General features: G+C 62.6%; 20 protein-coding genes. 11 read left to right on the forward strand and 9 right to left on the reverse strand.

Annotated features, from left to right (window positions below; genetic code table 11):
- The first annotated feature begins 79 nt into the window (after positions 1-79).
- The gene (locus XI06_RS32000) at positions 80-1,645 is read left to right on the forward strand and encodes a tetratricopeptide repeat-containing sulfotransferase family protein (RefSeq protein WP_271607206.1); all 1,566 of its coding nucleotides are present in this window, start codon (positions 80-82) and stop codon (positions 1,643-1,645) included.
- The gene (locus XI06_RS32005) at positions 1,642-2,073 is read left to right on the forward strand and encodes a hypothetical protein (RefSeq protein ID WP_237864699.1); all 432 of its coding nucleotides are present in this window, start codon (positions 1,642-1,644) and stop codon (positions 2,071-2,073) included. The genes XI06_RS32000 and XI06_RS32005 overlap by 4 nt, the downstream gene beginning before the upstream one ends.
- A 12-nt stretch (positions 2,074-2,085) precedes the next feature.
- Here the strand turns inward: XI06_RS32005 and XI06_RS32010 are convergent, their stop codons facing one another.
- Together XI06_RS32010 and XI06_RS32015 are read right to left on the reverse strand one after the other, a co-directional pair.
- Positions 2,086-3,405: a dicarboxylate/amino acid:cation symporter gene (locus tag XI06_RS32010; RefSeq protein WP_271607207.1), complete on the reverse strand. Its 1,320-nt coding sequence runs from the start codon at positions 3,403-3,405 to the stop codon at positions 2,086-2,088.
- A gap of 86 nt (positions 3,406-3,491) precedes the next feature.
- On the reverse strand, positions 3,492-4,505 hold the full coding sequence (locus XI06_RS32015; protein ID WP_237864697.1) for a formamidase: 1,014 nt from the start codon (positions 4,503-4,505) through the stop codon (positions 3,492-3,494).
- A gap of 224 nt (positions 4,506-4,729) precedes the next feature.
- On the opposite strand from XI06_RS32015, the gene XI06_RS32020 reads away from it, so the two are divergent.
- From XI06_RS32020 to XI06_RS32030, 3 genes are read left to right on the forward strand one after another with little or no spacing between them, the layout of a single operon-like run.
- Positions 4,730-5,392 (forward strand): TetR/AcrR family transcriptional regulator, encoded by a 663-nt coding sequence (locus XI06_RS32020; RefSeq protein WP_271607208.1) that lies wholly within the window; start codon positions 4,730-4,732, stop codon positions 5,390-5,392.
- Between the two features lie 13 nt (positions 5,393-5,405).
- The gene (locus XI06_RS32025) at positions 5,406-7,271 is read left to right on the forward strand and encodes an adenine deaminase (protein ID WP_271607209.1); all 1,866 of its coding nucleotides are present in this window, start codon (positions 5,406-5,408) and stop codon (positions 7,269-7,271) included.
- A 13-nt stretch (positions 7,272-7,284) separates the two neighbouring features.
- A complete protein-coding gene (locus XI06_RS32030; protein WP_271607210.1) occupies positions 7,285-8,676 on the forward strand; it encodes an NCS2 family permease in 1,392 nt (463 codons plus the stop codon).
- 8 nt (positions 8,677-8,684) lie between these two features.
- On the opposite strand, the gene XI06_RS32035 is transcribed toward XI06_RS32030, so the two are convergent.
- Positions 8,685-8,906: a hypothetical protein gene (locus tag XI06_RS32035; protein WP_237864693.1), complete on the reverse strand. Its 222-nt coding sequence runs from the start codon at positions 8,904-8,906 to the stop codon at positions 8,685-8,687.
- Positions 8,907-9,258: 352 nt separating this feature from the next.
- Here XI06_RS32035 and XI06_RS32040 point away from each other — a divergent pair, with 352 nt between their 5' ends.
- Positions 9,259-9,441: a hypothetical protein gene (locus XI06_RS32040; protein ID WP_237864692.1), complete on the forward strand. Its 183-nt coding sequence runs from the start codon at positions 9,259-9,261 to the stop codon at positions 9,439-9,441.
- Positions 9,442-9,475: 34 nt separating this feature from the next.
- Here the strand turns inward: XI06_RS32040 and XI06_RS32045 are convergent, their stop codons facing one another.
- From XI06_RS32045 to XI06_RS32055, 3 genes are all read right to left on the reverse strand, one after another.
- A complete protein-coding gene (locus XI06_RS32045; protein WP_237872947.1) occupies positions 9,476-10,855 on the reverse strand; it encodes a vWA domain-containing protein in 1,380 nt (459 codons plus the stop codon).
- Positions 10,856-10,861: 6 nt separating this feature from the next.
- The gene (locus XI06_RS32050) at positions 10,862-11,809 is read right to left on the reverse strand and encodes an AAA family ATPase (RefSeq protein WP_237864690.1); all 948 of its coding nucleotides are present in this window, start codon (positions 11,807-11,809) and stop codon (positions 10,862-10,864) included.
- 145 nt (positions 11,810-11,954) lie between these two features.
- Positions 11,955-12,155 carry a hypothetical protein gene (locus XI06_RS32055; protein WP_237864689.1) on the reverse strand — a complete coding sequence of 67 codons (201 nt, stop codon included), beginning with the start codon at positions 12,153-12,155 and terminating at the stop codon, positions 11,955-11,957.
- A gap of 228 nt (positions 12,156-12,383) precedes the next feature.
- On the opposite strand from XI06_RS32055, the gene XI06_RS32060 reads away from it, so the two are divergent.
- Positions 12,384-13,358, forward strand: a complete 975-nt coding sequence (locus XI06_RS32060) for a quinone oxidoreductase family protein (RefSeq protein WP_237872945.1) — start codon at positions 12,384-12,386, stop codon at positions 13,356-13,358.
- 39 nt (positions 13,359-13,397) lie between these two features.
- Here the strand turns inward: XI06_RS32060 and XI06_RS32065 are convergent, their stop codons facing one another.
- Together XI06_RS32065 and XI06_RS32070 are read right to left on the reverse strand one after the other, a co-directional pair.
- Positions 13,398-13,673, reverse strand: a complete 276-nt coding sequence (locus tag XI06_RS32065) for a hypothetical protein (protein ID WP_271607211.1) — start codon at positions 13,671-13,673, stop codon at positions 13,398-13,400.
- Positions 13,674-13,775: 102 nt separating this feature from the next.
- Positions 13,776-14,384 (reverse strand): S24 family peptidase, encoded by a 609-nt coding sequence (locus XI06_RS32070; RefSeq protein WP_237864686.1) that lies wholly within the window; start codon positions 14,382-14,384, stop codon positions 13,776-13,778.
- A gap of 163 nt (positions 14,385-14,547) precedes the next feature.
- Between XI06_RS32070 and XI06_RS32075 the strand changes: the two genes are divergently transcribed.
- Together XI06_RS32075 and XI06_RS32080 are read left to right on the forward strand one after the other, a co-directional pair.
- Positions 14,548-15,081: a GcrA family cell cycle regulator gene (locus XI06_RS32075; RefSeq protein ID WP_271607212.1), complete on the forward strand. Its 534-nt coding sequence runs from the start codon at positions 14,548-14,550 to the stop codon at positions 15,079-15,081.
- A gap of 48 nt (positions 15,082-15,129) precedes the next feature.
- On the forward strand, positions 15,130-15,693 hold the full coding sequence (locus XI06_RS32080; RefSeq protein WP_271607213.1) for a hypothetical protein: 564 nt from the start codon (positions 15,130-15,132) through the stop codon (positions 15,691-15,693).
- Positions 15,694-15,739: 46 nt separating this feature from the next.
- On the opposite strand, the gene XI06_RS32085 is transcribed toward XI06_RS32080, so the two are convergent.
- The gene (locus XI06_RS32085) at positions 15,740-16,096 is read right to left on the reverse strand and encodes a hypothetical protein (RefSeq protein ID WP_237864683.1); all 357 of its coding nucleotides are present in this window, start codon (positions 16,094-16,096) and stop codon (positions 15,740-15,742) included.
- Positions 16,097-16,289: 193 nt separating this feature from the next.
- Between XI06_RS32085 and XI06_RS32090 the strand changes: the two genes are divergently transcribed.
- Entirely contained in the window at positions 16,290-16,754 is a 465-nt protein-coding gene (locus XI06_RS32090) for a hypothetical protein (RefSeq protein ID WP_271607214.1), read from the forward strand.
- A 392-nt stretch (positions 16,755-17,146) separates the two neighbouring features.
- The gene (locus XI06_RS32095) at positions 17,147-17,332 is read left to right on the forward strand and encodes a hypothetical protein (RefSeq protein WP_128950591.1); all 186 of its coding nucleotides are present in this window, start codon (positions 17,147-17,149) and stop codon (positions 17,330-17,332) included.
- Positions 17,333-17,339 lie beyond the last annotated feature (7 nt).

Genomic DNA, 17,339 nt, shown 5'->3' on the forward strand with positions numbered 1-17,339 from the left:
CGGAGCAGCCTTCATCAGCATGACCCGGCGGCTGCCCAGCCGCCGGTCGATCTCATCTGAATCGCATGGAGCAATACGCGTGGACGCCACAGGACAGCATGCCGCCAGCGCGGCTTCGATAGAGGCGGCGCGCCGTGCCTTTGCAAGCGGCGATCTGAGCTCCACCGAAACGATCTGTGCAAAGGTGCTCGCGGGCAATTCGTTGGATTGGCGCGCCTGGGCGCTCCTGACCGAGACTGCGCTGATGCGTGATCGTCTCGATGCGGCAACGGTCAGCGCGGAACGCGCCGTCGCTCTCGCTCCGACCAATCCGATCACGCTGGTGTTGCGTGCGAAATGCCTCTTCATGAAGGGAGAGGCGCGTCAGGCCAGTGCAGTGACGGACGTTGCGGCCAGGCATGCTGGCGAGGAGGCGGACGCGCTTGATTCAGTCGGTGCCATGTTTGGCTTGCTGGGGCTTCAACAGCAGGCGAGGGAGCTTTTCCGCCGCGCTGTCGCCCGGAAGCCCGGCGTACCGCAATATCTGTTCAACCTGGCCGCCGCCGAGCGGATGATCGGCGCACTCGGAGACGCCGAAGCGCATTGCGATGCGGCGATTGCGTGCGATCGCCGCTACGGATTGGCTCACTACCTTCGTTCGGACCTGCGAATCCAGAGCCGCGACCGCAACCATCTCGACGAGATGGAGGCCGTGATTGCCGAAGGGCGTTTGTCGGCGCCGAGCGAAATCATGCTGCGCTTTGCGCTTGGCAAGGAGTGCGAGGATCTGGAGCGCTGGGACCGCGCTTTCGCACACGTCGAGGCAGGCAATAACTTGCAGCGGCGGTCGCTCCCGCGCGATCCCGCCGCTGAAATTGGTGAGGTCGATGCGATCATCCGGGCGCACACGCGACGCTGGATTGATGCTGCGCCGCGCGGCTACGCCGATGCGGCGCCTGTCTTCGTCAGCGGCCTGCCACGTACCGGTACCACGCTGGTGGAACGGATTATCGCCAGCCATTCCGCGATGCATTCCGTAGGCGAGACCAGCGCGTTTGCTGCGGAGATGCGCCGCACCATGGCGGAACGTCCAAGGGGAAGCGACCTCGAAGGTATCGGCAGGCGCTACCTGGATCAGGCCACGGCGCTCCGCGTGCCGAACAACGTTCGCTTCGTCGACAAGACGCTGGAGAACTACCTTTATTGTGGCCTCATTCACGCGGCGCTCCCCTCGGCAAAGATCATCCTCGTGCAGCGACATCCGATGGATGCGTGCTGGGCGATCTACAAGGCGCACTTCCGCAACAAGTTCGCGTTCTCCTATGATCAAACCCAGCTTGCGGATTACTATCTCGCCTATCGCCGTCTGACGCGGCACTGGCGCGACGTGCTGCCGCCTGATGTGCTCATGGAGATCAACTACGAGGACGTCGTTCGGGACCAGGCTGCGGCGAGCCGGGACATCATCCGGTTTCTGGGGCTTTCCTGGGAAGATGGGGTGATGCGTTTTCACGAAAGCCCGGCGCCATCGGCGACCGCCAGTGCCGTTCAGGTGCGCCGTCCGATCTACGCATCCTCGGTCGGGAAATGGCGGCACCATGCCGAACGATTAGGGCCGCTCCGCGAGCGCCTGGCGCGCGAGATTCCGGAGGCGGAGCTGATATGACGACGTCTCAGTTACTTTTGGTCCCCGTGATCGTGTGTTCCATCGTTCTGGCCTTTAGCCGAACTGCGTCGGCCGAGGTGAAGGTCGAGGGGCGACCGGACGCGGTTCATCTCGAGGTGCATGACGCCTCGCTCCATGACGTGTTGGCCGCGCTGCAAGAGCGGTTCAATCTGCGTTATCGCACGGTCGACGCGCTCGAGGCCCAGATGACGGGCGTCTTCGATGGACCGCTGCGTCGCGTGGTCGCCCGGCTCCTCAGCGGCCATGATTATGCGATGCAGGTCACTGCAGACGGTGTCGATGTCCTGGTGCTGACATCGCAGAGGTCAAGCGCGACCGTCGTCGCTGCGGTGACGCCCGCAAGCGCCGCCCGGCCGCCGCTCACGGCGGCCGAGCGTAGGCATTACGACAGCGGGCACCTGCGCTAGCACGAGCCGGCCTCAGCCCGCCGTCACGTCCACCAGCTCGCCGCCTTCGAGCACCTTGGCCGCCTTGGCACGGTCGAGATCGCCTTCCCAGGCGGCGACGACCACGGTCGCGACGCAATTGCCGATGAGGTTGCCGACTGCGCGGGCCATGCCGATGAACCAGTCGACCGACAGCACGAGCACGAGGCCGATCGCCGGAATGCTCGGCACCGCGTTCAGCGTCGCGGCCAGGATCACGATCGCCGAGCCCGGGACGCCGTGCGCGCCCTTCGATGTGATCAGGGAGACGCCCAGCACCAGCAGGAGATCGCCGAAGGACAGCGGCGTGTTGGTGGCCTGCGCGATGAAGACGACGGCGAGTGTGAGATAGATCGAGAAGGCGTCGAGGTTGAAGGAGTAGCCGGTCGGGATGACGAGGCCGACTACGGAATCCTTTACGCCCATGCGCTCGAGCTTCTTCATGATCTGCGGCAGCACCGCGTCGGACGACGCGGTTGCTAGCACGATCATCAGTTCCTCGCGCAGGTAGGACAGGAATTTCAGGATGTTGATGCTGGCGAGCGCCATCACGCTGCCGAGCACGCCAAGGACGAAGATGCCGACCGAGATGTAGAACAGCATCACCAGCGAGACCAGCTGCTTCAGCGAGCCGACGCCATATTTTCCGACCGTATAGGCGACCGCGCCAAGCACACCGAGCGGTGCAACGCGAACGATTAGCCCCATGACGCGGAACAGCACCGTGGAGGCCGCGTCGATTACCGAGGTGACGAGCGCGCCCTTCTCGCCGCCGACCAGCGCGAGACCGACGCCGAACAGCACGGCGAAGAACAGCACCTGGAGCACGTCATTGCGCGACAGCGCGTCGAACGAGGTGGTCGGAATCACGTTCATCAGGAAGGCGCCGACGCCTGCGCCCTGTAGCTTGTGCGCATTGTCGGCATAGCTACTGAGCGCCTTGGCATCGAGCGTCGAGGGATCGATGTTCATGCCATGGCCGGGACCGAAGACGTAGGCCAAAATGAGCCCGACCACGAGCGCCACCGTCGTCATCGCTTCGAAATACAGCAGCGCCTTGACACCGACCCGACCAACCTTCTTGAGATCGCCGGCACCGGCAATGCCGTGCACCACGACGCAGAACACGATCGGCGCCACGATCATCGAGATCAGCTTCAGGAAGGCGTCGCTGAGGATCTTCAGACCGATCGCAAAGTCCGGGGCGGCCACGCCGAGGACGATGCCCAGAACCAGTGCGGCCAGGACCTGGACGAACAGGGAGGTGTAGAGTGGCTTGGGCTCGGCGGTGGGTGCCGCGGTGATGGTCGACATGGTGGATTCCCCCAGTTTGACGCGACTTGGACGCCAAAAGGAGCAACAACCGTGCCAGAATGTCGCGGTTTCGGCCGGGAAACCGTCTATTCCGCGGCTTTTGCCGTCTTCCCGAACATCCGTACCGGCGCCGGGAAGCCGCACGAGGTGCCGTCGGTGACCTTGACCTGGTCTTCCCAGGGCAGCCGATAGGTGCCTGCAACCATGTCCTGCATGAACGTGTAAGGACAATCCATCGCGCCGCCCTTCACCGCGACGTAGCCGCGGTGCCAAAGCTGATAGATGTTGTTCTCGACGCCCCAATTGATACGGGCCTCGCGCACGAGGTCCGGCCGCACCTCGGCCGTGATGATCTCGTCGGCGCGACCTGTGGTGCCGTGCGCCAGCACGCTGCCGTCGAAATTGACGATCATGCCTTCGCCCATGGAATCGAACGAGCCGTCCGAGCCGCACATGCAGACGTTTGCGGTGACCATCAGGTTCTGGAACGAATTGGCCTGATTGGTGAAGCGCCAGGCGTCGCGGATCGGCGCGGTATAGCCGGCGGTGCGGATCATGATCTCGGCGCCCTTGTAGGCGCACTCCCGCGCCATCTCCGGAAACATGCCGTCATGGCAGATGATCAGCGCGATCTTCGCGCCGTTCGGGCCTTCGATCACGGGAATGCCGATGTCGCCGGGCTCCCACGGTTCGACTGGAATCCAGGGATGAAGCTTGCGGTAATACAGCTTGATCTCGCCGTGGTCGTCGATGATCAGGCCGGAATTGTAGGGATTGCCGTGCGGATTGAACTCCATGATGGAGAAGCAGCCCCAGATCCTGTTGTCGATGCAGGCCTGCTTGAAAGCCGCGACCTCCGGCCCGTCGAGGCGGCACATGATCTCGGGATTGGTGTCCATCGAGAGGCCATGCAGCGAGTATTCGGGGAACACCACCAGGTCCATGGTGGAGAGGTTGCGGCGGGCCTTGCCGACCATCCAGACGATACGCTCGGTCTGCCTGGCGAGATCGGCACGGGTCACGACGTTCGGCAGCTGCAATTGCACGAGCCCGATGACCACGCCGTTGGGAGATTTGTTCAGTCCGCCAAGCCCGTTCATGACCAGCTCCCTTGCGTATCTGGCGCGGCGTCGTTGCGCGCGATCGTTTCTCGGCAGAGCAAATCCGATTTTGGTGGTGGGCAAAAGTCCATTTTTCAGGCGGCGGGCGATGGTCGTGCTCGCGGGGCCGCCGAGCCCGGAACGCCTTGACGCCCATTGTTGCAGCGTGGCGTGCCTCAAGTCTCGGCTTGACCGTCCAATTCGGCTGGTGTCAGACTTATGACATGAGTACAGCAGAAAGACATGGCGCAAGCCTTCGCGACGAATATGCCGAGATGACGCGGCAGCGCATCGTTGCGGCGTTTGTCGAGACCCTGGAGGATGAGGAGGCCGACGACATCTCGATGGCCGCGGTGGCCAAGCGTGCGAAGGTGGCTGAACGAACCATCTATCGGCACTTCAGGACTCGCGCGGAGCTGTTTGCGGCGGCCGGCGAATGGATCGAGGACAACGTCTTCAGCTACATCCCCTTCACCTCGCCCGACGAACTGCCCGAGATTTTCCGCAAGCTGTGTAAGCGGTTCGACCGTCATCCGCATCTGGCGCGCGCCATCGCGATGACCAGGGCGGGCCGCCGTGTGCGCGCCGGCTTCAGGCGGCACCTGATCGATCAGCATCGCAAGGCAATGGCGCCGCTGGTGCGGCACCTTCCAGCAAAGGAGGTCCGCCAGGCAGAGGCGCTCGCGTCCTACCTCAACAACGTGCTGGCCTGGAATGCGATGCGCGAGGATTTTGGCATGACAAGCGGCGAGATCGCTGACGCGATCGAGTGGGCGCTCACGACGCTCCTGAAGGATGTTCGGCAGCGCGATGCCGCCGGTGCGCGCGCCGGCAAGATGGAGAAACCGCAGCGGAAGCGGGCCGCGGCTGCGAAAGTACCGGAATAAAGTGAGGCAGGCCATGAACGCGATACCCGACGACCTCTTGATCAATGCGCCCGACGAGGTTCGCATTCGCCAGGACCTGGTGCTGACGGCGCTCGGTCGCCGTCCTGCCGATCGCGCCTTGCGGGTCGGCAAGTTACTGGACGTGCACAGCCGCACCTGGAGCGAGGACCAGGAGATCGTCTTCAAAGGCCGGCGTATCGCCTGGGTGGGGCCGGCCGGAAGCTATCCCGGCGAGGTCCGCGAACGCGTGCACCGGCCTGAGTTTGCGGCCGTGCCTGGCTTTGGCGAGGTGCACAAGCATATCGAAAGCTCGCACCTGACGCCGGAATGGGAAGCGGCGCTGGTGCTGCCGCACGGTAATACCTGGACGTGCGAGGCCAGCCACGAATTCTCCAACGTCAATGGTGCGCGCAATCTCGAATTCTGGTTCGAGGCACGCCGCCGCGGCTCGCCGCTGAAAATCTTTCCGCAGCCGGGCTCAGCGGTGCCGCCGACCGCGTATGAATGGGGTGGCGGCTGGTATGGCCGCGACGAGCAGGCGCGCTTCATGGCCGAAAGCCTGATGGTCACCGGCCTCGATGAGGTCATGGACTGGCCGGCGGTTTGGAACCCGGACAACCCGTCCTACAAGCGGCTGTGGGGCATGATCGAGGCGACGTTCGCGGCGCGTGGTGTCGTCGAAGGCCACGCGTCCGGCCTGCGGGATCTGCCCTCCATCAACGCCTTTGCCGCGGCCGGGCTTGCATCCGACCATGAAGTGCAGACGCCGGAAGAGACCTGGGACAAGCTTACGCGCGGCTTGTTTGTCGAGCTCCGCGTTTACGCCATGGACGAGATCGTGAAATGGCTGATTGCGAAGGGTCTGCAGGATTGGTCGCAGATTGCGTTCACCACGGATGACCGCAGCGCCAGCCATACGCTGGAGCTCGGCGCCAGCGATCACAATGCGCGGGTTGCGATCGAGGCCGGCCTTTCGCCTGAGATCGCAATCCAGTGTCTGACCATCAATCCGGCGCGGCACATGCGTCTCACGCCGTTCGTCGGCAGTCTTGCGCCGGGACGCTTCGGCGACGTCGTGCTGCTGTCGGATGTTGCCAAACTCGAAATCGTCGAGGTGTGGGCCGATGGCGCGCAGGTCTCCGAAGGCAAACGCTACCTCGGAGAAGTGCCCAGGATCGAATGGCCCGAGTGGGCGACCAAGACGGTCAACATCAAGCGCACGATCAAGCCTGAAGATTTCGAGCTGCGAGCTGAGCCCGGCCGGGCCACGATGAAAGCGGCGGTGATCCGCCCCTTCCATTGGCATCCTGAGTTCTACACGCTTGATCTGCCCGTGCGGGACGGTGCCGTGCAGCGCGACGAGAGCGAAGCCATCACCAAATTCGCCATCGTCGACCGCTTCTCCGGCGATGGACGGGTCGCAAAGATGTTCTGGCGCGGTTGTGGACCGCGCACGCCGGAAACGGCGCTCGCCTGTTCGGTGGCGCACGACAAGCACAATATCTGGGTGGTCGGTTCGTCCGACGCCGCGATGGCAAAGGCGGTGAACGCGCTGATCGAGCTTCAGGGTGGATGGGCGCTGATGCGCGCGGGCGAGCTCGTCGCCACCGTGCGCTTCGAGGTCGGCGGCCTGATGAGCTGTCGTTCGGCGCAAGCGCTTGATGCCGAGATGCAGGCGCTCTACGCGGAAGGCCGTAAGGTCGACTGGATGTACGAACCGACGTTTCGGCCGCGCTGGTATCCGGGATTTCCTGAGAGACTCATGTTTGCCACGCTCACCTGCGCGCCGTGGAGCTGGGTGCTGGTGGCGCCGTGCGAGCAGGCGCCGCTCGGTTTTATCAACGTGCAGACGGGCGAAGCGCACCCGGTGGTCTGGTAGGGGGAGGACTGCGATGAACGAGATGACGAAGCCACAAGCCGCTTCCGCAGAGCCGGAACCGCGCGCAGCGACCGGGCTGCTCGATCGGGCCTTTCGCCTCACCGAGCGTGGCACGAGTGTCGGCCGCGAGATGATGGCCGGAGCGACTACGTTCGCAGCGATGGCTTATATTATTGCCGTGAATCCCGCGATCATGTCCAACGCCGGAATGGATCGTGCCGATCTCGTCAGTGCCACGGCGTTGGCCGCGATCTTCGGCTCGGTGATGATGGGGTTGTGGGCAAACCTGCCGCTGGCGGTTGCACCCGCAATGGGTTCGAATGTCATCTTCACCTATGTCATCGTCAAGCAGATGGGCATGCCCTGGCAGGGCGCGCTCGCCATGGTCGCCTTCACCGGCGTGCTGTTCCTGATCCTCAGCCTGTCGAAGCTGCGCGAGAAGGTCGCGAAGGACGTGCCGGAAGCGCTGAAGATCGGCATCCAGGCGGCTGTCGGCACCCTCATCGTCTTTATTGCACTGCGAGGGGCCGGATTCGTCGTCCAGAATCCGTCAACCTATATCGCCATGGGATCGCTCCGCAGTCCGCCAGTGCTGCTGACGCTGTTCGGCCTCCTGCTCACGCCGGTGCTGGTGGTGAGACGGGTCCCGGCGGCGTTGATCCTGTCGATCGTGCTGTTGACCGTGATCGGCTTCTTCGTTCCCGGTGCCAACGGCAAGATGGTGACCTCGATGCCATCGGCGATCATGTCGTGGCCACGCTGGCCGACCAGCACTTTCATGGCGCTCGACGTCGGCTATCTCTTCAGCCATTTCGTCGTGGCACTGCCGCTGCTGTTCTATTTCCTGTGCGCCGAGTTCTTTTCGACGCTGGGCACGCTGATTGGTGTGACGGGCGCCGCCAATTTGCGCAAGCCGGACGGATCGATCCCGAATGCCACCGCGGCCTTTGCGACCGATGCGACGGCGTCCATCGTCGGCCCACTGTTCGGCGCGTCGGTGGTGACGGCCTATATCGAATCGATCACCGGGGTGCAGGCCGGCGGCCGGACCGGTCTGACGTCGCTGACCGTCGCGGGGTTCTTCTTCCTCGCGCTGTTCTTCTGGCCGATCTTTGTCATTATCCCATCGCAAGCAACCGCGCCTGCGCTGGTGCTCGTTGGTGTGCTGATGATGCAGGGCCTCGCCCGGATCGACATGACCGATCTCGGCAATGCGATTCCGATCGTTCTGACGCTGTTGGTCACCGTGCTGACTAACAACCTCATCAACGGTATGGCTCTGGGGACTCTGAGCTACATCGCGCTGGAAGTGACGATCGGCCGGCGATCGCGGATTCCTGCGATGGTGTGGGGACTTGGCGTTGTGTTCATTGCTTACGCAATCGTGACAGCCCAGATTTTTTGATGCGCGTGCTACGCCGCCAGATCCAGCAATCGGCATGATCCGCGCACCAGCACCTTGCGTCCAGCTGGTGTCATTGCGGGCACTCCGTCATTGACATCGACGAGGCCAAGCCTGGCGAGGCCTTCGAGGAGATAAGCCTTCGCGAGGCGACCGCTCGGCACCGGGTTGCGAAGCGCTTTCAGCGCTTCCCACTGGTCCGATGAAAGATCAAAGTCGACGTCGTTGCTCATGTTGCCTCAAGCGATAGTCACGTTCGCGCGCCTCTGTTAGCGGCGCTGCATGAAGACCATGCGACGACAATGAGTCGGGAATTCGGTGAGCTGTTTAGAACTTCTCTTCACGAATTGCCGCAGTCTGTTGCGCCACAATAGTTAAGATCGACTAGACGCGACTATCGTCCCGATCGCCGATCACTAATTGATGATCTTCATTTGATGCTGCGCTGCGACGGCCGCAGTGCACGGGAAGCGTTGCTGTCTCATTCTGCGTCGCGATATGCACAGAAATGGTGAGACGCTGGGTTCGTGACTCTGCTAGGCTGATTTGCGGGGAATGGCTTCACACGACAAGGAGTGTGATTGCATGAACAGGCTGGTCGAAATTCGCAGTCAGGAATCCCTATGCCGTGAGCGCGCCGCGCTCGATTTCGAGCGTCGGGTTTTCTGGCTGGCGCAAGCCCAGGAATGGGAACAGCGCGCGCTCGACGAAATTGCCTATCACTTTCGCGAGTGCAATGTCGTCTACGCAGAGCTTGCACGAAACTGACGTTCGCCGCGAGCCCAAGACTTAGTGACGAGACTTACTGATAAGTGGCAACGATATCGGAGACTGCGCGCTCGAGCTGCTGCGCGGTGGCGCATTGCCGCACCACGCTGCAAAAAGTCGCATAACGCGGCATCTCGGAATCGCCAAAGCCCCAGGCGAGCCGACCTTCGGGGTTGAGCCAGACCAGCCGCTTCGAGCGTTCGGAGACGCGGCGCAGGATGTCCGCGCGCGGATCGAGATTGTTGCTCCGGGCATCGCCGAGCACGATTACCGTTGTCTGCGGCGTCAGCGCGCTCATGAAGTCTTTTTCGAAATCGACCAGCGATGAGCCGTAGTCGGACGAGCCGAAGCCGACCTTGGACATGATCTCGGCCATCGCCTCTTCGGGCGATTTTTTCTCCAGGATGTCGCTGACCTCGATCAGATGCGACGAGAATGCGAAGGAACGGACGTCGTCCACGACTTCATGCAGTGAATGGATCAAGAGCAGGAAGAAATCGGAGACCTGTGCGACGGAGCCGGAGACGTCGCACAGTGCGACAATCTTCGGCCGGTCGCGATGCTTGCGCTTCCATGCGGTGAGAAAGGGCACGCCGCCCCAGGCGGCGTTGCGGCGAAGCGTACGGCGAACGTCGAGATGACCGCGGCGCTGGCGCTTGCGCGGCTTCGAATAGCGCTCGCGCAGGCGTCGCGCGATCTGGCGGATCAGGGCGCGCATCTCGGCGACCTGCCGCCGCTCGATGCGGGCAAGAGGTGCATTGCGCAGGATGTCGTTGCGGAGGTTTTCAGCTTCTTCGCGGGCGTAGAGCGCAAGCCCCTGCGAGACGGTATCACGCACAGCCTCGCGCAAGGCATCGAGCGCGGCGCGCAGGCGTTCGGCGAGTGCCGGGTTCGTCCCGGTCAGCTCGTCGAGATCGTCGCGCAGGCGTTGGAGCCCCATCGCGTCGAGGATGCGGCTGGAGAAGATGCCGCGCTGGGTAGAGTAGCGGATATCGGAGAGTGACGCTGCGCCGGAAGCACTGGCGATGGCGGCCTGGATCGCGCTGCGATCCTGCGACAGCAGCATCTGTGCGAGCGGGCCCAATCCTTCCTGAGGTTGGCCTCCGCCCGCTTCGCTGTTCGAGCCTGACGAGGGCGACTGATCCGAGCCTTGCGAGGCCTCGTCATTGTCGTTGGCCTCGGGTTGATCCTGCCGCGGCTCGGGCTGGCTGAAGAAGAGATCAAAGCAATCGCCGAGCGCGAGCTTCTCGTCCTGCGATTTGGCGAGCGTCAGCAGCAGCGCGTCACGGAGGATGGCGCGGTCGGTGAGGCCGACCTGCGCGACCGCGCGCATTGCATCGATGCTTTCGGCGGGCGAGACGTGGACACCGGCGCCCCGCGCCGCCCGAAAGAAACGATGGAGATTCTCGCGCATCGGGCGTCAACCGAAGACGTTGGACCGGGCCGCCTTGGCAATAAAGGTCGTCACTTGCGGCGCAGCCGCCTCGATGTCGGCCTCGTATTTCAAGAGCACGTTGAGCGTGTCCTTGACGATCTCGGTGTCGAGCTCGCTCGCCTGGAGCAGCACCAGCACGCGCGCCCAGTCGATGGTCTCGCTAACCGAGGGCAGCTTCTTCAGGTCGAGCGAGCGAATCTCGTGGATGAAGCCAACCATCTGCCGGCGCAGCGTCTGGGAGATGCCGGGCACGCGGCTCTCGACGATACGCTCCTCCAGCCGCTGCTCGGGGAAGCCGATGTGCAGATGCAGGCAGCGGCGCTTCAAGGCGTCGCCGAGATCGCGCTCGCTGTTCGAGGTGAGGATCACGGTCGGCGGTGTGATCGCCGAGACTGTGCCGAGCTCGGGGATCGTGACCTGGAAGTCCGAGAGGATCTCCAGCAGTAGCGATTCGAATTCGGCGTCTGATTTGTCGATCTCGTCGATCAGCAGCACGCAGCCGCCCGGCTGCTCCAGCGCCTGGAGCAGGGGGCGCGGCTCGACGAATTCCTTGGAGAAGAACACGTCGCCGAAATCATGCAGCTGATCGAGGGCGGCATGCAGCGTCTGCGCGCCGCCAAGGACTTCGCCGAGCTTGTCCTTGAGGATCTGGGTGTAGAGCAGCTGCTTGGCGTATTTCCACTCATAGAGCGCCTTGGCCTCGTCGAGGCCTTCGTAGCATTGCAGACGGATCATCTTCTTGCCGCGCCAGGCAGCGATTGCCTTGGCGAGCTCGGTCTTACCGACACCCGCGGGGCCCTCGACCAGGATCGGCTTCTCGATCTGCTGCGACAAATAGACGGCGGTCGCGATCTGCCGGCTCGCGATATAGCCCTGCGCGGCGAGGCCGCTCTCCACTGCCTCGATCGCGGAAGAGGCCTTCTGATCAGCCACGAAATGGCGCTCCCAAATGTCTTGCTTGAAGCTTGTTCTGCCTGCGTTCCCGGCAAAGAACAAGCCTCGTTTGGGACGGCCAGACCCGCGCTGACATCAGCTTTTTCCGTTCAGCGCAAATACTTAAGGGCAACTGATCGTGCGATCAGTGGCGCAGCAGCTCCGGCTTGCGGATGGTCTGTCTGACCTCGGCGCCGCAATCGGCGCATTCATACACGAAGTCGATCTTGGCAAGGCTCCAGTGCGGCTCGACCTCGCGCACATACATCGGCAGGAACCCCATGCATGTCGGGCAAATCACAGGCGCGATTTCGAGTTCCTGATGATGCTGTACATAAGCTGGCATCTCGGCTCTCCTTCGCAGGCGACCACCAAACCCCGCGCAGAAGCTACTGCCGGTGGCTCGGAGACCCTCATCAACTCTTTCGAACAGAGGCGGAACAGCGAGGGTTTGTCGTTCGCTGTGACATTCTTGTTACGGCTTCTATACTGTAACGGGCGGACCAAATGCCTATTTCTCCGGCCGATCCGCTTTTTTTCGGACCGTCAACGCAACGATAAGGGAGCAACGCCCATGACTCACGCCATTCGTTTTCACAAGACCGGTGGTCCGGAAGTCCTGGTTTGGGAGGAGGTCAGTGTCGGCAAGCCCGGGCCGGGCGAGGCGCGCATCCGCCATACCGCCGTGGGCCTCAACTTCGTCGACATCTACAATCGCTCCGGCGTCTATCCGGTGCAATTGCCGAGTGGGCTCGGCAGCGAAGGGGCCGGCGTCGTCGAGGAAGTCGGACAGGGCGTCACCGATCTGAAGCCCGGTGACCGCGTCGCTTATGGTGCATCACCGCTTGGCGCCTACTCCGAGGCGCGACTGATCCCTGCCGACCGGCTGTTGAAGCTGCCTGACGGCGTCGACGACAAGACCGCGGCCGCGATGATGCTGAAGGGGCTGACCACGCAATATTTGATCCGGCAGACCTATCGTGTGAAGGCCGGCGACACCATTCTGCTGCATGCCGCAGCGGGCGGCGTTGGCCTGATCCTGAGTCAATGGGCGAAACATCTTGGCGCGACCGTGATCGGTACCGTCAGCAGCGACGAGAAGGCGAAACTCGCCAAGGCCCATGGCTGCGACCACGTCATCATCTATACGCGCGAGGATTTCGTGAAGCGCGTCGACGAGATTACCGGCGGCAAGAAGGTGCCGGTGGTCTACGATTCCGTCGGCAAGGACACATTTCTGAAGTCGCTGGACTGCCTTGCGCCACTTGGCGTCGCCGCGCTGTTCGGTGCGTCCTCCGGCGCGGTCGAACCGCTCAATCTTGGTCTGCTCGCGCAGAAGGGTTCGCTGTATGTGACCCGGCCGACATTGTTCACCTACGCGGCCAAGCGCGAAAACCTGGTTGCCATGGCGAACGAGCTGTTCGACGTCGTCAAGTCCGATGCGGTCAAGATCGAGGTGCACCAGACCTATGCGCTGAAGGACGCCGCCAAGGCGCATGCCGATCTTGCCGCGCGCAAGACCACGGGATCGACCGTCCTGACGGTGTGAGTTCGGATTGAGCTGTGACGCAGGCTGGTTCAGCCGGCGTCACGCTTTCTCGTGCTTGCGCAGGTCGCGAGCGTGATCATGACGGATCGCCTGGAGGTCAACGTCTTCAGGCGGGATTTCGGGGAGGGCGGCCTCGGCCAAAATGGCTTCGGTCACATCGTCGACGGGATTCTCCGCGATTTCGTGGATGAACAAAATGTTCTGATATTCGCCGGAGCTGACGCGGGAGATGACCCCGCGCCTGGTGATCTCGGGATCGACGACAGCCTCGCGACCGCGTCGTCCGTAATCGATCATCACGACGAAATACTGCATCAAACGATCCTGCCGCGCCCCTAAAGGCCGGGTGCGCAGCAGAGTATTTCTGAAAAACGGAATCAAGTCAAGATCTATTTCCGTAAATCGGAAATCGATCGCTTACCGGCTCTTCTTGCGCGGGCGGGCCGACTTGGCGCGCAGCCGCTCGAGCTGGCCTTTGGGCATCGAGAGGCAGATTTCTCCGACCCAGTCGAGCTTGACGCCGACGATCGGCTTGGCGTTGAAGCTGACGAGGTTGACGAGGGAGGGAGATTTGCCCCGTTCGATGGTCTTCAGATAACGCTCGCCGGTCTTGAGCCGGACCACGGCCTCTTCGCCATAGAAGCTCGACAGCGGATGACGCTGGTCCTTGTAGACCACGATCACGTCGCCGCTTTCATACTTGGGCAGCATCGAATCGCCGACGATCTCGAACGCGACGGTCTCTTCCATGATCGGGAAGGGCAGCGCGATGTCGCCCAGCCCCTCCGGCGGGACCTGCTCGACGTCGGGCTCGATCACGGCGCCGGCACCGACGCGGCCCATGATCGGCGCGAGGTTCAGCTCAAGATATTGCATGATCGGAATGATTTCCGAAGCTTTCACCAGGCGTTCGCCGCCGAGGATTTCCGACACCGCACCTGGGCGGACGCCCATCGCCGCGGCCAGGCCGCCCTTGCTCTTGCCCGTCTTTTCCAGGCCCCGCTCGATCATCGCAACGTCCAACATGGTGATTCCCTCGATTGCCCATGGCTCTGCCCCTTGTAGTCCGAAATTCGGAATTAATGCAATTATGAATATCAGAATTACGGCTTGACTTGGCCTTCGGAATAACGGAAAGTGTGTTTCGCTTCCGGATCATGAGGTCGGAAGTGCATCACAGGATAGCAGCATGGAACCGGGCCATTGGTCGTCGGAGCATTCCGACGCGCTTCGCGACTATTTCCTCAAAGGACTGTCATATGCGGAGATCGGAAGACAGATTAACGCAAGGTTTGGAACGGCTTACACGCGCAACGCAGTGATCGGTCGCGCCAAGCGGATCGGGCTCGGGCTCAGCACGCCCGAACGAATCATAAGTCCGTCGATCGTGCCGTCCTTGCCGGGCGGGTCTGCTCCGCTCACACCGCCTCGTGTCACGCCACCGGGCCTGAACCTGCCGCCGCCATCGGCCCTGAAGCCGGCCACTCCGGTCAAACTGCGCTGCGTCGGCGTGCGGCCGCGCCTGGTCACGCTGAACGAGCTCGAACGAGCCGATTGCCGCTACCCGTATGGCGGCGACAAGGAGGGGGAGGAGATCGGCTTCTGCGGCCACCCACGTCAACCCGGCTCAAGCTATTGCGCGCCGCATGTGCGCCTTACTCGCGGTCCCGGTGCGGCCCATACGGCTGCTGCCGTCGTGCTGAGGCTCGTCTCCGCCGCCTGACTCGCGCGTGACTGTCCCTTTTCATGTCAATTCGCAAGGAGTTTCCGAGTGGCTCGTGCCAGACGTAACAAGTCCTACAGATTGACCGAACTTCACGACCGGCGCTCGCACGTCCTGCCGTTCAATGCCGAGGTCACGGAGGCAGAGGTCGATAATCCCCTCGCGCTTGATTCCGACGAGAAGATCATGACCATTCGATCGATCCGCAATGATCCGCTCGGCCGGCTCCACTCGCATCGCCAGATCGATGAGGCACAATATCGAGGAGGGCGCGCCTACCAGAACGACTGGGAGAGGGCAGAACGGGGCCCGCAGGCCATGGATCCGACCCGCGAATATGTCGACGGCACGCGCTCTCGCGAGCCGCTGACCGAGCGTCAGCGCCAGGCTGTGCTGCGGCTGAACCGGGTCGAACGCGAGCTTGGCACCGATGGCGCCGCGCTGGTGCATGACGTGCTGGTGCTCGGCCTGACCATGGACCAGATCGGGCAGCGACGTGCCGTCCGCACCCAGCGCTGGAACGACTATTTCGCCCGGCGTTTTCGCGAATGCCTCGACCGGCTGGCCCTGGTCTACGGCTTTGCGACAGATGTGTCAGCGCGGCACCGCTGAAGGATGGGCCGGCGGCCTTTGTCGCCGGCCCATCCGCGATCTCGCGTCACGGATGCGGCATGATCTGGTAGGGCGTGGTGTAGGGCTCGACGCGGAGCGAGGCGTTGGCCAGAAGTCCGATTTTTGCCGTGGGCGCCTGCTGCATTTCACCGTTCTGTCCGCGATGTACGTTGTACTGCCAGACGGTGAGATCGCCCTTCTGCGCCAGAGCGTGCGCGACCGCGCTTGCGTCACTGCCACCGAGCGCCTGCAACTCGTCGGGCGACAGCCCGATGATGATCTCGTCCTTGACGGTGACAATCTTGAACAGGTTCATTTTGGTCTCCTGCGCCCACGCGCCTTGAATCGAGAGTGTAAGAAGCGCAACCGCGGCGCCCTTGACGAGATCGCAGCGAGAAAGCATGCCGTCGTCCTTTGGTCCTGAGTGCGCCCGAATCAAAATCGTTCGTCAGCCATGGCGCCCTTAATCTGCGTGGCCGTTCCGCAACCGCTTGGTCGCACGATCTTGAACGACGGTTCACGGAGCGAGAAATATCGGATCATGATGAACCGTAATGCGGGGCGACGAGTCCAAGCCGTGAAGGGGGACTTGCCGCATGAAATTCGCCCGTATTGCTTGTCTGTTCGCATCGCTTGGCACGGTAGGCTCCGCCGTGGCCGCCGATCCGTTTTTTGTCGGAAACTGGACCTTCACGACGGCCGTGGTTGCGCCTTGGGCCGATCCGCACCGCAAGCCTGACGATGCCGAGCGCGCGCGGCTGATGGGTAAGACAGTGGCTCTCAAGACCGGGGAAATCTCCGGTCCGCGTGCATTTGCCTGTACCAAACCGCACTACAAGTTGATGGATTATGGTCCTGACATGCTTTTCCGGGGCGCATTCGACGAGATGCGCAGCGCCGACAAGAAAGTCGATCCGAAGGCGCTTGCCGCTTCGCTCGGCTTCGCCGGGCCCCGTATCAGGACTCTGGAGACGGGCTGCGAGATCGACGTTCATTTCGTGGACGATACAACCGCCGAGATCGGGCTCAACGATTACGTGTATACGCTGAAGAAGCGCTAATCCGCGTTTTGCCAGTTTCCGAGCATGTCAGAAACATCGCGAAACGTTGGTCGAATTGACAGCGATCGGGGCCTTGTGGTGACTGATGCTGCTTCTTGACGCAGGTGGGTGACGGCGGCGCGTATTCCTGTTATCCGGAATTGCCGTGGCACGAATGCTGACGAAGCATCGCTAAGTGTCACGGTTTGGCTTGCCGGACGGGTTGTTCCTTGACATAATTGCAACTTCTCGGGTCGGGCCGCGTCTGTTCAGATTTGCAGCTCAGCGCGCCAGCTTGCTGGGGTGCTCCGACCTAGAGTTCGTCGTCGCCGTGGCGTTCGGTGACGACAACCGGTCCTCGATCGGGCCTCCCGACGCCCGACCCGAAGGGCCGATCCTGTCATAGGTGCGAGATGAAGAACCTCAATTTCGCGGCTGAACTGCATCTAAAACTCGGTGCACCCGCGACCGGCACGGTCGAGAGCCTCCGCCTGCTGCGCGCCTTTCTCAAGCTCGCCCCCCGCCAGCGCTTTGAAGTCATCAAGCTCGTCGAAGATCTCGTCACCGACGAAACGCTCCCCGACCATCCCTTGTCCTAAGCTTGGC

The sequence above is a fragment of the Bradyrhizobium sp. CCBAU 11434 genome, assembly GCF_028128895.1.
Taxonomy (GTDB): Bacteria; Pseudomonadota; Alphaproteobacteria; order Rhizobiales; family Xanthobacteraceae; genus Bradyrhizobium; species Bradyrhizobium zhengyangense.

Coding starts and splice junctions, on each gene's coding strand:
- XI06_RS32075 (WP_271607212.1), top strand. CDS start 14,548: ATGGAACCGGGCCATTGGTCGTCGGAGCATTCCGACGCGCTTCGCGAC.
- XI06_RS32020 (WP_271607208.1), top strand. CDS start 4,730: ATGAGTACAGCAGAAAGACATGGCGCAAGCCTTCGCGACGAATATGCC.
- XI06_RS32010 (WP_271607207.1), bottom strand. CDS start 3,405: ATGTCGACCATCACCGCGGCACCCACCGCCGAGCCCAAGCCACTCTAC.
- XI06_RS32090 (WP_271607214.1), top strand. CDS start 16,290: ATGAAATTCGCCCGTATTGCTTGTCTGTTCGCATCGCTTGGCACGGTA.
- XI06_RS32025 (WP_271607209.1), top strand. CDS start 5,406: ATGAACGCGATACCCGACGACCTCTTGATCAATGCGCCCGACGAGGTT.
- XI06_RS32030 (WP_271607210.1), top strand. CDS start 7,285: ATGAACGAGATGACGAAGCCACAAGCCGCTTCCGCAGAGCCGGAACCG.
- XI06_RS32055 (WP_237864689.1), bottom strand. CDS start 12,155: ATGCCAGCTTATGTACAGCATCATCAGGAACTCGAAATCGCGCCTGTG.
- XI06_RS32065 (WP_271607211.1), bottom strand. CDS start 13,673: ATGCAGTATTTCGTCGTGATGATCGATTACGGACGACGCGGTCGCGAG.
- XI06_RS32040 (WP_237864692.1), top strand. CDS start 9,259: ATGAACAGGCTGGTCGAAATTCGCAGTCAGGAATCCCTATGCCGTGAG.
- XI06_RS32070 (WP_237864686.1), bottom strand. CDS start 14,384: ATGTTGGACGTTGCGATGATCGAGCGGGGCCTGGAAAAGACGGGCAAG.
- XI06_RS32005 (WP_237864699.1), top strand. CDS start 1,642: ATGACGACGTCTCAGTTACTTTTGGTCCCCGTGATCGTGTGTTCCATC.
- XI06_RS32045 (WP_237872947.1), bottom strand. CDS start 10,855: ATGCGCGAGAATCTCCATCGTTTCTTTCGGGCGGCGCGGGGCGCCGGT.
- XI06_RS32095 (WP_128950591.1), top strand. CDS start 17,147: ATGAAGAACCTCAATTTCGCGGCTGAACTGCATCTAAAACTCGGTGCA.
- XI06_RS32085 (WP_237864683.1), bottom strand. CDS start 16,096: ATGCTTTCTCGCTGCGATCTCGTCAAGGGCGCCGCGGTTGCGCTTCTT.
- XI06_RS32015 (WP_237864697.1), bottom strand. CDS start 4,505: ATGAACGGGCTTGGCGGACTGAACAAATCTCCCAACGGCGTGGTCATC.
- XI06_RS32035 (WP_237864693.1), bottom strand. CDS start 8,906: ATGAGCAACGACGTCGACTTTGATCTTTCATCGGACCAGTGGGAAGCG.
- XI06_RS32060 (WP_237872945.1), top strand. CDS start 12,384: ATGACTCACGCCATTCGTTTTCACAAGACCGGTGGTCCGGAAGTCCTG.